This is a genomic window from Paenibacillus sp. FSL R7-0216, assembly GCF_037969915.1.
GTDB lineage: Bacteria > Bacillota > Bacilli > Paenibacillales > Paenibacillaceae > Fontibacillus > Fontibacillus rhizolycopersici.
In genome coordinates this window covers 2,875,632-2,889,860 of record NZ_CP150222.1, presented here as the reverse complement: position 1 = coordinate 2,889,860, position 14,229 = coordinate 2,875,632, and the positions used below count along the sequence as shown (strand labels likewise).

The 14,229-nt window shown below is 52.5% G+C and carries 12 protein-coding genes; 9 read left to right on the top strand and 3 right to left on the bottom strand.

The window, feature by feature from the left end; all coding sequences use genetic code 11:
- Positions 1 to 9: 9 nt before the first annotated feature.
- The gene (locus tag MKZ15_RS13055; protein ID WP_155607886.1) at positions 10 to 336 is read right to left on the bottom strand and encodes a YnfA family protein; all 327 of its coding nucleotides are present in this window, start codon (positions 334 to 336) and stop codon (positions 10 to 12) included.
- A gap of 168 nt (positions 337 to 504) precedes the next feature.
- On the opposite strand from MKZ15_RS13055, the gene MKZ15_RS13050 reads away from it, so the two are divergent.
- The 3 genes from MKZ15_RS13050 (at position 505) to MKZ15_RS13040 (ending at position 2,436) form a co-directional block, all read left to right on the top strand.
- Entirely contained in the window at positions 505 to 822 is a 318-nt protein-coding gene (locus tag MKZ15_RS13050) for a thioredoxin family protein (protein WP_155607887.1), read from the top strand.
- 44 nt (positions 823 to 866) lie between these two features.
- The gene (locus MKZ15_RS13045; RefSeq protein WP_155607888.1) at positions 867 to 1,538 is read left to right on the top strand and encodes a VOC family protein; all 672 of its coding nucleotides are present in this window, start codon (positions 867 to 869) and stop codon (positions 1,536 to 1,538) included.
- A gap of 103 nt (positions 1,539 to 1,641) precedes the next feature.
- Positions 1,642 to 2,436: a TetR/AcrR family transcriptional regulator gene (locus tag MKZ15_RS13040; RefSeq protein ID WP_213622915.1), complete on the top strand. Its 795-nt coding sequence runs from the start codon at positions 1,642 to 1,644 to the stop codon at positions 2,434 to 2,436.
- Positions 2,437 to 2,508: 72 nt separating this feature from the next.
- On the opposite strand, the gene MKZ15_RS13035 is transcribed toward MKZ15_RS13040, so the two are convergent.
- Both MKZ15_RS13035 and MKZ15_RS13030 read right to left on the bottom strand, forming a co-directional pair.
- Positions 2,509 to 3,294, bottom strand: a complete 786-nt coding sequence (locus tag MKZ15_RS13035) for an ABC transporter permease (protein WP_213622916.1) — start codon at positions 3,292 to 3,294, stop codon at positions 2,509 to 2,511.
- Positions 3,294 to 4,175: an ATP-binding cassette domain-containing protein gene (locus MKZ15_RS13030; protein WP_339816466.1), complete on the bottom strand. Its 882-nt coding sequence runs from the start codon at positions 4,173 to 4,175 to the stop codon at positions 3,294 to 3,296. The genes MKZ15_RS13035 and MKZ15_RS13030 overlap by 1 nt, the downstream gene beginning before the upstream one ends.
- Before the next feature lie 370 nt (positions 4,176 to 4,545).
- On the opposite strand from MKZ15_RS13030, the gene MKZ15_RS13025 reads away from it, so the two are divergent.
- From MKZ15_RS13025 to MKZ15_RS13000, 6 genes are all read left to right on the top strand, one after another.
- Positions 4,546 to 9,519, top strand: a complete 4,974-nt coding sequence (locus MKZ15_RS13025; RefSeq protein ID WP_339816465.1) for a discoidin domain-containing protein — start codon at positions 4,546 to 4,548, stop codon at positions 9,517 to 9,519.
- A 159-nt stretch (positions 9,520 to 9,678) separates the two neighbouring features.
- Positions 9,679 to 10,254 (top strand): TetR/AcrR family transcriptional regulator, encoded by a 576-nt coding sequence (locus MKZ15_RS13020; protein WP_193416104.1) that lies wholly within the window; start codon positions 9,679 to 9,681, stop codon positions 10,252 to 10,254.
- 65 nt (positions 10,255 to 10,319) lie between these two features.
- Positions 10,320 to 11,096 carry a glucose 1-dehydrogenase gene (locus MKZ15_RS13015; protein ID WP_339816464.1) on the top strand — a complete coding sequence of 259 codons (777 nt, stop codon included), beginning with the start codon at positions 10,320 to 10,322 and terminating at the stop codon, positions 11,094 to 11,096.
- A 209-nt stretch (positions 11,097 to 11,305) separates the two neighbouring features.
- On the top strand, positions 11,306 to 11,848 hold the full coding sequence (locus MKZ15_RS13010) for a polymer-forming cytoskeletal protein (RefSeq protein ID WP_155607895.1): 543 nt from the start codon (positions 11,306 to 11,308) through the stop codon (positions 11,846 to 11,848).
- A 214-nt stretch (positions 11,849 to 12,062) separates the two neighbouring features.
- Positions 12,063 to 12,893 (top strand): AraC family transcriptional regulator, encoded by an 831-nt coding sequence (locus MKZ15_RS13005; RefSeq protein ID WP_339816462.1) that lies wholly within the window; start codon positions 12,063 to 12,065, stop codon positions 12,891 to 12,893.
- 109 nt (positions 12,894 to 13,002) lie between these two features.
- Positions 13,003 to 14,217: a multidrug efflux MFS transporter gene (locus MKZ15_RS13000; protein WP_339816461.1), complete on the top strand. Its 1,215-nt coding sequence runs from the start codon at positions 13,003 to 13,005 to the stop codon at positions 14,215 to 14,217.
- The last annotated feature ends 12 nt before the right edge of the window (positions 14,218 to 14,229 follow it).

The following is a 14,229-nucleotide window of genomic DNA, read 5'->3' as shown; positions in this document are numbered from 1 at the left end:
ATGTCCTTTCTAGTGTCGTGGGGCCCAAAGGATAATCGATACGCCGATCAAACAGATTGCGGCGCCAAGCCAATCGTAGAGGTCGGGCGTCTTCTTGTCTACCCACCAGCCCCATAATATCGCGAGCGCGATGAAGACGCCCCCGTAGGCTGCATATACGCGACCGAAAGAAGGGAACTTTTGCAGGGTCGGAACGATGCCGTAGACGATGAGGATCAACCCGCCAGTGATGCCATACCAGAGCGGCCTGGATTCCCGGAGCCAGAGCCAGATCAAATAGCCGCCGCCGATTTCGGCGAGTCCGGCGACAAGAAACAAGAGAATCGCGAGGAGCATGATGAAGCCAATCCTTTCGCTCTATTTTTACCCATGATTGTACCATGGATCCGTAAAGATGAAACCTTGATGAAGACTATGGCGTCTTCGCGCGAATGCGTTATAATCGATCTAAAGTGAATATTCAAATTTAAACTATCAAATCTACAATTAAAGGAGTGGATCCGGATGGAAAGAGTCCAATCGGAAACGCAATTCGAACAATTGATTCAAAGAGACCAGTATACGGTCATTAAATTCGATACAACCTGGTGCCCGGACTGCAAAAACCTCGATCGGTTTATTGGAGATATCATCGCCGAGCATACGGACAAGGAGTTCTACGCGATGGATGCCGAGGAATTCCAGCCGTTGGCCGAAGCTAACGAGGTGCGGGGCATTCCGAGCCTGCTCGTCTATAAAAACGGGGAGAAGCTTGCCCATCTACACAGCAAATTCGCCAAAACGCCGGGGCAGATCCGCGAATACCTCGAGAGTTTGGCTTAATCCGGTAGGGGGGCGTTCATCGTCCGTCATGGGGAGAGGGGAACATGAAGTTTACGGAAATGACTTTGTGGTCGGGGCAACTGCAGGAGACGGAAGCCTTCTACACGGAAATCCTGGGGTTTGCCTTAATCGAGCAAGGACTGGAGCACTTCACGATTCAAGCCGGAACCACGCTGCTCACGTTTCGTTTGGCCCAAGAGAACGTCTCGCCGTTTTATCATTTTGCGCTGAACATACCGGAGAATAAATTTGTTGAAGCCAAGCAGTGGTTGGCGGCGAGAGTTCCATTGATCCGTGAACAGGGGGAAGATGAGGTGTTCTTTACCTCCTGGAACGCGCATGCGGTTTATTTTGAAGATCCGTCCGGTAACATTGTCGAATGGATTGCCCGGCATCATTTACCCAGCGGGATCAGCCACGATTTTACCGTCGATGACATCATGGGGGTTAGTGAAATCGGTATCGTTACATCCGAAGTCCTCCCCTTGGTTCGTCGTTTGAACGCGGCAGGGATACCGAATTGGAGAGGGGACGATGAGGGACTGACCCCAGTTGGCGATGAATATGGGCTGCTGATCGTCGTCAGGGACAGACGGGAATGGTATTTCTCCAACCGGAAAGCGGCCCATTTCTACCCGGTAGAACTGTCCGCAGTCGGGATCGGGCAATTGAAGTTTCGTGCGCAGGACGAGTTGTTGGTCACATCGTTCGGTTGAATTGAAGCGGATGCTTCATGTACACGTTCATGGATGTTGTCCCTTGTTTTGTGGTATATTGCTTATATAATAAGCAGTTGCATTTTGGACAGGAGACACGCGCATGAACGAGAATGGAAATAAGACGGACGATCGTAACTATACGAAGGGGCTTCCTCACGGAATTGCATTAACCTGGGGATTGATTCCGGAGCCTAAACGGGGGCCCAAACGGGAGCTAAGCATTCCGGAAATTGTCCGTACCGCAGTTGCACTTGCGGATAAGGACGGGCTCGCTGCCGTATCCATGAGCCGGGTCGCCGGAGCGCTGGGTTATACGGCCATGTCGTTGTATCGATACATTCCAAGCAAGGATGATCTGCTGCTTCTGATGCAAGAGGCGATCTGTGACATCCTCCTTCCTGAGGAACAGGATCCGGAGGATTGGCGAGGGATGATGCGTACCTTCGTTTGGAGTACGGTGAAAGTATATAAGGAGCATCCCTGGTTTGCCGATCTCCCGATTTATGGAGCGCCAATCACACCCAACAGTTTACGGTTTGTCGATTGGGCATTAAAGGGAATGCGAGACTTCCCAATCAGCGGGTATGTAAAAATGTCAATCATCCTTCTCCTGAGCAGTTATGCGCGCGCATGCGGAATCCTGCAACGCGACATGGACCGGGCCTTCAGTTCGGGGACTAGCCTGGGTGAATTTAGCGGTTATAGCTACAGTGCTGCTTTGAAAGAGCTCGTCACCCCGGAGCGTTTCCCCTATTTACATCCATTGATCATGTCGGGAGAGTACACCGGAGAAGATGAAGCCGAGGGCGGCGTGGGGAATGACATTGAATTCGGTCTGGAGCGGATTCTTGACGGGATAGAGCATTATTTGAGCGCTGCGAAAAAACAAACATAAAAGCAGGGATAACGAAGCGATTCGTTATTCCCTGCTTTTTTTATTGCGCTTTTTGCCGGATGATGGTTGCGTTTATCGTTGTCCTGACCGCCTTTGAAACACGACGCGACACCAGACGAAAGCACCGGCGATGAGGAACAGGCACCACCCGACTGCCCACCAAGCATTGTCACCGAGCGGAACATTGGTGAGCAACCCGCGGATCGTTTCGATCGCCGGGGTGATCGGCTGGTGGGCCGCGAAGCCCTGCAGCCATCGCGGCATCGATTGCGTGGGCACGAAGGCGCTGGATAGATAGGGGAGGAACAGCAGGATGAACCCGTAACCGCTTGCGGCCGAGGCGCTCCCGGCGATGAGGCCGATGGCTGCGAATAACCAGGTGATGGCCAGGATAAACAAGATGATCATGCCCATAGCCCCTAGCCATTCCCAGAAACCGGCGGCAGGGCTGAAACCGACTAGCAAAGCAACGCCAATCACGATCACCGTGGCGATAAGATTGCGGAACAAGCTGGCTACGACATGGCCGGTTATTACGCCCAGGCTTTGAATCGGCATGGTGCGAAATCGCTCGATCACACCGTTGGAAAGGTCCTCGGCGACTTTCACCGCAGTCCCTGAAGCACCAAATCCGGCACACAGCAGGATGATCCCGGGAACCACATACTCAACGTAATTGCCGGAGGGGTCAAGGGCACCGCCGAAAACATAGGTGAACAGCAGCATCAGCATCACCGGGAGCACGATCGCCATGACCATGGCATCCACATCTCTCAGACTATGGCGGATGCCGCGGCCGATGAATACCCAATTGGTCATCCAGGACGAAGGCACTTTGGCTGAAAATGGGGCTTCCATTAAACGGCTACCTCCTTATCGCCGGAAGTCAGAGAAATGAACACCTCATCCATCGTCGGACGCTGAATGCTGACACGTACATCCGAGGGCACCTGGGTTTGAAGATCATTTAAGATCCCCAACAAATCACGGATGGTGCCGTCCGTCGGCACCCGGGATAGCAACTGATCATCGGAGTCCCGGAGTTCGACCCGATCGCTGCGGACTTGAGCTTTCAATTGCTCCGCAGTACCGGTCGCAACGATTCGTCCGTCCTTGAGAACGGCGATCGTATCGGCCAATTGTTCCGCTTCCTCCAAATATTGCGTTGTTAGAAAAATCGTATGACCCTGCCGCGCTAATTCCGTGATGCTACCCCAGAGTACGCGGCGGCTCAGCGTGTCAAGACCGGTTGTCGGTTCGTCCAGGAACAGTACCGGGCGGTTGACGATCAGGCTGATCGCAAGATCAAGACGGCGACGCATGCCGCCGGAATAGGTCTTGACCCGTTTTCGGGCCGCATCGGTCAAGTCGAATTGTTCTAATAGCTCTGCAGCGCGCAAACGTGCCGCTTTGGAGGTTAGGCCTGAAAGGCGGCCCATCATCACTAAATTTTCCTCTCCGCTCAGCACCTCATCGACCGCGGTAAATTGTCCGGTAAGGCTAATTGAACGTTTGACTTCGTTTGTTTGCGCGGTCACCTCGTACCCAGCAACCCGAACCGTTCCCGCATCGGGTGTGGTAAGGGTCGAGAGGATGCGGATTAGGGTTGTTTTACCGGCGCCATTGGGTCCTAGTAAGGCATAGACCGTGCCTTTTGGCACAACAAGATCAACCCCGTTCAGCACAGTTTGGCTGCTGAAGCTTTTGTACAACCCGCTAATTTCGATCGCATGATTCATTCCAAGGACTCCTCTCTCAATTAACTGTATATTATGTAAACAGTATATGGTGTAAGCATATGTGAAGTCAATACGAAACATTCATGGCGTTGACTAATTTATTCGTTGTGCGACAAGAGAAATACTTCCTAAATCCTACGTAGTGCTATTTTCCTGTTTTTTGAAACGAAGGGAATACACTCTACACTAATAGGGTTGATCGGACGATAATCCATGGTGGAGTGGTACTTTTTTCCACAAAGGGACCGCTTTGAAGGACATCTTTTCAAAGTGAGGAGACATGCGATGTAGAGAGATTGAACTAGAGAAATGGCGATAGGAGACTGTTGTGGAGCGCTACATAGTTAAACGACAATGAAGGAGAGAAATCATGGAGAGAGCGTTCGTGAGCAAACGCAAAGCCCGGATCTGGGCGCATTTATTGACCGCTATCATTTTATGGATCAGCAGCGTGCAAGTGATACCGGCACCGGAGGCGCGTGCAGCTGAGGGAGATTATTTACTCTCACTATATAGACCGGTCTACAGTTCTTCGTCGCTAGGCGGGAATACGCCGGATATGGCGGTGGATGGCAACGAGAATACCCGATGGGAAAGCGTATGGAAAAAAGATCCGCAATGGATGTACGTCGACTTAGGCGCCAGTGCTACGATCTCGAAGATATCCGTCCATTGGGAGAACGCCTATGCCAGCGCTTTTGCGTTTGAGGTGTCCGACGATGAAGTTCATTGGGAGCCCGTCTATTCCACGACGGAAGGTAAAGGTGGATGGACGGAGGTCGACGTGGACGCCAAAACCCGTTATGTCCGTGTGTTAAGCACGAAACGGGCACAGGAAGCCTACGGCGTATCGATTTACGAATTTAACGTTTATGGCACCGGCGGTGTCAGCCTGCCTCCAAAGCCAGCTGCAGCAAATCTGGCGCTTGGCAAGCCGGTAACGGCCTCTTCGCTGGAAATCGATGAGCCTAGCAAATCGGCGGAAGATAAAGCCAAAATGGAAGAGAAAAACTATTTAGCGATCCATGCGACCGACGGCAGCAACGATACACGCTGGTCTTCAGTTTACAAGGACAACGAATGGATTTACGTCGACTTGGGTGAAACCCGGGAAATCGGCAGCGTATCCTTTAACTGGGAGACGGCTTACGGGCGCGCTTACGATATTCAGGTATCCGAGGATGCCAGCCACTGGACGACCGTATACCGCGAGTTAAACGGATCGGGCGGACGGGAAACCATCCCGGTCTACGCGAATGCCCGTTACGTGAAGATGGCCGGTCTCGGCCGCGGCTCCACAAACGGCTATTCGCTGTTTGAATTCGGCGTCTACGCTTACCGGGAAGGCGATCCGAAATCAACCTATGACATCCCGGAAATTCCGGCCGCTTCCGCCGTTCAGGTTGGCGCGGGCAGTTATGAAATCAACGATGTGACGATGCTGGAACCCAAAAATCCGAAGTATCGCACCTCTAACGTCGAAGCGCCGATTCCTTCGAATGACTGGTGGCAGTCGATTCTGATCACCAATTTAGGCGACGGTAACAGTCTGGTGACACTTCCGCTGAAGAATCGGTACACCAAGCAGGGGCTGAACATTTTGAACCCAGGAGCCGGGTATGCTTCCGCTGACGGAGGTTCGATGGACGCTGACGGCGAACCGGATTTGATCCTGTCGACGAATAACATCAACCCTGCCGAGCTTGTCACTAAGATCTCCGGATATGGCGATTACTCCGCCACGGTCATGATGAGCGACGACGATACGGCGAAAATGAGCACAACATTCGTCAAAGGCTCGCCGTTCCTTTACAACACATTCGAGAATCCGGATGCGGCGATTTTGCAATCGCAGTACATCACCCGGCTGTATGATGATCACAACCAACCGATCCTGCTCAATGACGGCGATGTCCTGACGGCCGATCATATCGGGATCGAGGTAACCAACCAGGACAAGGCACCGCAGCCGCAAACCTTCGTGCGCCAGTACGGGGTGTTCGCACCGGAAGGCACGGTATTTATGAAGCTGGGCAACACGATCAAGATCAAGTTTGGCCCAGGAGGAAACTACCTCTCCCTGGCGGCGCTGCCGTCTGCGGACGAGCTAAGCGGCTACTATCAGCATGCCTATGCGTTCGTCACGGATACGCAAGTCGACTATCGTTACGATGAAGCGGCTTCGCTCGTAACGACGGACTTCCACTCGATCACGGAGCTGAAACGCCCGGGCTTCTCTTCGGAGACGTTCATGGCGCTGCTTCCGCATCAATGGAAGATCGCCACCACGCCTTTAACCGATCTGAGCTATCCTTCGATTCGCGGGTTGCTGAAGGTGAGCGAAGGGAATTCTTTTACGACCCAAGATCGTTTCTATGGCATCATTCCGCAGTTTGTTGAACCCGATGATCCAACCTATTCCCGGGCACAGATGATGGCGTATCTGGATCAACTGGATGCGGACGTAGCGGGCAACATCATGAGCGAAGACCCTTATTGGCAAGGCAAAAAGCTTCATCCATTGTCATTAGGTGTCTTGATCAGCGATCAGCTTGGCGATACGGAACGGAGAGATCATTATCTGTCCAAGCTGAAAGACATTTTGACGGACTGGTACACCTATTCGCCGGAAGAACGGCTGCACTCGTATTATTTCCATTACTCGGACGAGTGGGGGTCCATCTTCCCGTACGGCAGCGGTTTCGGCGTGAATACCGGCTTGACAGACCACCATTTCACCTATGGCTATTACATCTTTGCTTCCGCCGTGCTGGCGACGTACGATAAGCAGTTCCTCCAGGATTATCGCGAGATGGTGGAAGTGCTGATTCGAGATTATGCGAATCCGTCGAAGACGGACAGCCAGTTCCCTTGGCTCCGCAACTTTGACCCTTACGAAGGTCATTCCTGGGCGGGCGGCTATGCGGACAATCGCAGCGGGAACAACCAGGAAGCAGCCGGGGAGGCTCTGTTCAGCTGGGTTGGCGAATATATGTGGGGCCTGGTAACGGGCAATGACGCATATCGCGATACCGGCATTTGGGGCTTTACGACCGAGGAAAAAGCAGCAGAGCAGTATTGGTTCAATTATGATCACGACAATTGGGTAGAAGGCTACAAGCACGCTACCGTAGGTCATGTCTACGGAAGTGCCTATTTGTACGGCACGTATTTCTCCGGCGATCCGGAGCAGATATACGGCATTCACTGGCTCCCGCCTGCGGAATGGATGACGTATTATGGACGGGATCCGCAAAAAACAAACGAGCTGTATGCCGGATTGATCAAGGACCTTGGCGGCCAGCCGGAACGTTCGTGGCAGCATATCATCTGGCCATTCCAATCGATTGGCGATCCGGAAGGCGCGCTGGCGAAGTGGGATACCCGACAAATGCAACAGAACGAAGTATTCAACGCATATTGGTTCCTTCACAGCATGGTGTCGACGGGAACCCGTTCCATGGATATTTGGGCGGACGATCCGGCCGTTACCGTATATGAAAAAGACGGCGTCTACACAGCGCAAATCTGGAATCCGTCGGATAACGCCAAGACCGTGCATTTCTTCGGCGCGAATGGGCCATTGGGATCGGCAACGGTATATGCTAAAGCCCAAGTGAAAGTAAACCCGCTAGAAGAGACTGTGTTGGAAGGACCAGATCCTTCGCAAGGCGTGAAATATCTGGATCGCAGCGAATGGACGATCACGGCTTCGTCCAGCTCGGAAGGCGTCGAGCGCTTGGTGGACGGCGACTTATCGACCCGCTGGTCTTCGGGACGTTTGCAAGCTCCCGGCGACTGGCTGCAAATCGATTTGGGTTCGGAGCAAACGTTTGATACCTTATTTATGAACTCCGGCACGAACTGGGGAGATTACGCGCATGGTTATGAGGTTTACGTCTCGGCTGACGGTGAAAGCTGGAACGATCCGGTGGCAACAGACACGGGTACATCGCCAAGCCTAGCCGTATCCTTAAATAAGCAGCAGGCCCGTTATGTGAAAATGGTGCTGACAGCGCCTGCGGACAGCTGGTGGTCGATTTCCGAGCTGAAGCTGGCCGAGTTCGGCGCTGCTGCGCCGCCTGTAACACCGCAACCGGCAGATGGCTCGTTGGATGATCGCTCCGGCTGGGTCGTAACCGCATCCTCCACCCAGGGGAAGGATGTAACGGTAAACATGCTGGACGGTAACCGCGACACGCTCTGGACGAACGGAAGAGAACAAGCAAGCGGCCAATGGGTGAAGGTGGATTTAGGCGCGGTACATCGCTTCGATTCCATCGTGCTTGATCCGGGCAATGCGGGGGAAGATTACCCGCGCTCGTATCGACTTTATGTTTCAAACGATGGCGAGAACTGGGGGGATCCGGTCATCGGAGGCCCAGGACAGGCGGGCCGCTTGTCGGTCACGTTCCCGACGCAAACCGCCCGTTACCTGAAGCTGGTGCAAACCGGCGAGGCGAACCGGTGGTGGTCGATCGCCGAGCTCTATGTCAATGATTACGGCATCGGCAAGCAGAAAGAAGTGACGCCCGACAACTGGATCGTTACCTCCTCCTCCGGCGATAGTGCGGGGGCGATCGTAGACGGCGTGGAAAGTTCCCGCTGGACGAGCGGCCGCGAACAAACCGGCGGTGAATGGTTCCAACTTGATTTGGGTATGGCGCAGCCGGTAGACCAAATGGTGATGGACAGCGCACACAGCCATGAGGATTACGCACATGGCTATGAAGTGTACGTATCGCTGGACGGTGAATCTTGGGGAAGTCCCGTCGCATCGGGGACGGGCAAAGGTCCGATTGTGACTGCTGCCTTCCCGTTGCAGACGGCTCGGTTCCTCAAAGTCGTACAGACGGGAACCGATCCCCACTGGTGGTCGATTCATGAAGTGAAGGTATACACAGCAGATTCGACCCCATGGATTCCGGAACCGCAGGATGGGGAGGAAGTACTCTTGAATACGTTGGACCGCTCGGGCTGGACGGTTACGGCATCGACCTACGCCGATCTCTCGGCGCTGTTCGATGATAACTTAGGCAGCCGCTGGACCTCCGGCGCGGGGCAATCCCCGGACCAATGGATACAGATCGATCTAGGCGGCGAGCGGCATTTCAGCCGATTAAGCATGGATTCGGGAGGCAGCGATAACGATTATGCCCGCAGCTTCCAGGTACTCCTCTCAGAGGACGGCGAGAGCTGGACAACGGTCTCGGAGGACGTCGGAACTAGCAAGCAAATCGTGACGACATTCCCACAGCAATCCGCCCGGTACGTAAAGATCCTGCAAACTTCCACGACACCGGAGTGGTGGTGGTCGATTGCCGAAATAAATCTATATCGTTAAGAAGCGGCAAGATCAGATAGTTGAATTCAGCTCCCGGACGGAATTTTCCGTTGCAGGGAGCTGCTTTTTTATTAAATAATTGGAGAACGGAAATTCTAAATAATTCTTTACCGAACGTTCTCAATATGATAAACTCAAGATGAAAGGAGGGACCGCCCATTGGCCAGAGCCAAACAATTTGACGAGGATACGGTGTTGCTGAAAGCGATGAAGCTATTTTGGGAACAAGGCTATGAGAGAACGTCGATGCAGGATTTGGTCGAGCAAATGGGCGTTCATAAGCGTAGCATGTATGACACATTCGGCGATAAGCATTCTCTGTATGTCCGAGCGCTGAACCGGTATCAGGAAGTGATCGCGAAACGGATGGTGGAGGCGATGAACGGAGCCCGTTCCACAAAGGAAGCGATCCGCGCCTTATTCGAAATGGTGATCTATCCGGAAAAGGGATTCCCGGCGGGCTGCCTGATGGTGAACACGGCGGTTGAGCTCGCAACGATCGACGCGGATGCCAGGGCTTTCGTGACCGAGGGTTGGGCGCATTCCGAGATCGTGATCCGTGGGCTGATCGAAGCCGGACAACGATCAGATGAGTTAGATCCGTCGTTGAACGCGGAGGAGCTCGCGTCCTATTTCAATAATGCCTTGGCTGGCCTTAGGGTAATGGTGAAGACAGTTGAAGATAAAGAGAAGCTCGTCCGGATCGTCGATACGACGTTGTCTTTGTTGAAGTAGTCTTTTTTTTTGCACAAAAGAGAATGATCATTCTCAATAAACATCTATCTAAAGGAGCGAGTACGATGGGAAAACTAGCAGGTAAAGTAGCGTTGATTACTGGAGGGAGCAGCGGGATTGGATTCTCCACGGCCCAATTGTTTGTAGCCGAAGGGGCGAAAGTTGTCATAACGGGAAGGAACCCGGACAATTTGAAGAAAGCGGTGGATACGCTGGGCACATCCAATAGCATTGGCGTGGTATCGGACGCGGCTGATCCGGAGAGCGCCGAGAAGGCCGTCACGGCAGCAGTGGAAGCTTTTGGCGGATTAGACATCGTGTTTGCCAATGCCGGGATCAGCGGAAGTACGCCACTCGGCAGTACGGACCCGTCCCTGTTTAAGCGCATTCTCGATATCAACGTCGCCGGTGTATTCTTCACGGTTCAAGCGGCTTCGCCCCATTTGAGAGAGGGGGGCTCGGTGATCCTGAACGGTTCTGTTCTGGCCAAAGCCGGCAGTCCGGGGTATGCCGCCTATGCTGCAAGCAAAGGGGCGGTCACAAGCATGGCGCGGGTTCTGGTTTCGGAACTGGCACCGCGCGGGATCCGCGTCAATACCGTCGTGCCGGGCGCCACGAAAACGCCGATTTGGGGAGATACTGCTGCACCGGCTTTTAATCAGCTGGAAGATTATTTGAAACGCAGCATCCCGCTGAACCGAATGGGCGAACCTATAGAACTGGCAAATACCGTGTTATTTCTGGCTTCAGACGATGCATCCTTCGTCAACGGGGCGGAAATCAGCGTAGATGGGGGCTCAGGCTCTTCACCGATGGGAACACCGCTCCATACCCAACGTTAACAACTCCTCCCGTCAGGGGGTTCATATACATCAGAGCCGGTCGGTTTCCGATCGGCTTGTTTACTCGAACAGGAGGAAGGTGGAAAAATGATGAACAAGCTGTGACTTGTTATGTGAAAAAAAGCACATTAAAAGTGAAATAAATCACATTATATGATTCCACTTTTTTTTATAATTCAAACTGAAGATAAAAACAGGAGGGAAATCAAATGAAAATGGTCAAAGGTTTGGTAGTAGCAGGGATTGCAGCGGCGTTGCTGGCAGGTTGCGGTTCGAATAACGGGAATACGGCGGAAAACACAAATAAACCCGCTGAACAAACCGACGTAACGACGACGGCATCGATCGTAAACCAAGCGGATGCGTTCACGAATGCAGTCAGCGAAAAAGGGACTTGGATCGTCGCGATTCTGGACGACTTGACAGTCGATAAGGATGTTGTAGTTGCTGGTGAATTCCATGACAAAAACGATGCTGCAAAAGACATCTATCGTAAAATCGCGCTGTACACCCAAGACGAAGATCACAACATCACCGCTTCGTTTACATTGACGGTTCCTAAACTGACGGTACAAAGTGAAAACCTGAGAATTCAAGGCGGTACCGTGAAAGGTGACGTCTATGTAGAAGCAAACGGGTTCAACTTGGATAAAACCGCTACGATCGACGGCAACCTGTACTTCGCCAACGCGGACGTGCAAGCTAGCGCGAAAATCGACGGTAAAGTAACGGGCGCAACAGAAGTGAAGTAAGTTTAGTCCTAATCATAACGAAGGCCAACCGATCAGGTTGGCCTTGTTTTTATACCAAAAATGATTTTACGAATACATAGATCCGTTTATCCTCCCACATTCAGATCATAGTTCTACACTCTTCAGCGGGCGGGAGGTTGCGGTTTGCCCGGCCGTATGTTCTAATCGCAGTAGCTGCGTTCCGCAGCGGAAGACCCGGTGGAGGCGATCGGTTATGAACTTGAATAATCTCTATTTTCATATCCATTACTGCAATAGTAAGCAACCAAACGATGGCAAGAAGATCAGGACCCAAATTAGCAGAACGCTTCAGCATCATGAGCTGCTGCTTGTAACCGGAGGTAAGGGCAGCTTAACGCTGGGCGGCAAGAAGCATCTCGTTCAGGAGGGGTTGATCTTTTACCTGCGAGCGGGGTTACCGCATACGATTGAAATGGATGAAGAGGAGCCGATCTGTTTCTATTCGATCCACTTCAGCTCTACGAGCATCGGATATGACGAAGGCGCTTGGTCTATCGGAAAGGAACATGAACGGCTGCCGTTGCCGCCGATGCGCATACTGCAAAATGGATACTTGGTCGTGGACGCCTTTCAAAGGCTGACGGCCGCCTGGTCCGCCAAACTGCCGGGTTATGAGCTGTTGGCAAGAGCCAGATTGCAGCAGCTGCTATATGAAATCTTCTTACAGGTAAAGAGACAAAATCAGAATCACGCGGTTGCGCTTAAAGTCGAAAAGGTGATCCAGCATATGCGTGAGCATCTTACTGAGCGGCTCACTTTGGCGGAGTTGTCTGATTTGGTGCAACTGTCAACGTACTATCTGACGCGAGTGTTCAAGCAGGCTACCGGCTATACGGTCATCGAGTACTTCAACAAACTTAAAATGGATAAAGCCAAAGAACTCATCTTGGACGGTGACAAAAAAATCAAGGACGTTGCATTAGAGCTCGGTTTCGCCGACGAATTTTACTTCAGCCGAATTTTCAAGCGTACGGAAGGGATCAGTCCATCTGAATTTTACAGCAATATCGTCCATGGAGTTTAGGATAATGCATGGTACATAGCTGTTTTTCGCGTTAAGATCATTCTGCAAGAATGTTCAATTGTCGCGCAGTGGACAGCGAGCTCTTACAGAAGGAAGAAGGCTTTGGGTTATGCCGATTTGGAAAAGAAATTTGATCGTCTGCTGGTTTGGCATGTTCGTGACAGGGGTAGGCATGAGTCAGATCGCTCCGATTTTGCCGCTCTACATCAAGCAGCTGGGGGTTGATCAGGCCGATGCGGTAGCCCGTTATTCCGGACTCGCATTTGGCATTACGTTTATCGTCTCGGCGATTTTCTCCCCGATTTGGGGGCTCGCGGCCGATAAATATGGGCGGAAACCGATGCTCCTCCGGGCTAGCCTCGGAATGGCGATCATTATCGGATGTATGGGGTTCGCTACCCATGTGTATGTATTGATCGCCCTTCGTCTGTTGCAAGGCATCATTACCGGCTACGGCACAGCATGCACAACGCTGATCGCGACGCAAACGGACAAGGCTCATGCGGGTTGGGCGTTAGGTCTGTTATCCACGTCCAATATCGCGGGATCGCTGTTAGGGCCAACGATCGGCGGGTTCATTGCCGAAAACGCCGGGATTCCAAACACCTTTTTCCTGACCGGTGTGTTGATGCTGATCGCTTTCATAACGACATGGTTATTCGTTAAGGAAACGTTCGTGCGGACGGATGAGAAAGTGGCGGGAATGAAAGAGGTATGGGCGGCAGTTCCTGAAAAAAGCTTAACCTTGACGCTGTTCGCCACCTTTTTTATGCTGAGTGTCGCCATGTATTCGGTGGAACCGGTGCTAACGGTGTGTGTAAATGATATTTCTCGGAACAGCGGCCATGTGGCGCTGTTGGCCGGGGTCATTTTCTCGGCATCAGGTTTGGCTAATATTTTGGCAGCGCCAAGGCTCGGGAAGTTGTCCGACCGGATTGGCGCTCATAAGGTGATGCTGGCTGCGCTGCTGGTGGCCGGGATCTTGTTTATCCCGCAGGCACTCGCACGGAATCCTTGGGAGCTGATGGGGCTGCGTTTTTTGCTGGGATTGGCTGCGGGCGGACTCAGTCCCTCGGTCAACACACTCATCAAGAAGATTACTCCGGAGCATCTGACAGGGCGGGTGTATGGATTTAGCATGGCAGCCGGGTATCTGGGGGTATTTGCCGGTTCCGTGCTGGGCGGTCAAGTCGCGGCTTGGCTCGGCGTTCCATACGTATTCTTGACGACCGGCGTTTTGCTGCTAATCAATGCGGTCTGGGTTTATACGAAGGTGTATAAGAAGTTGAAGGAACCTGGTCGATTGGCGCTTATCCAAAGATGACCAAGAATGGAG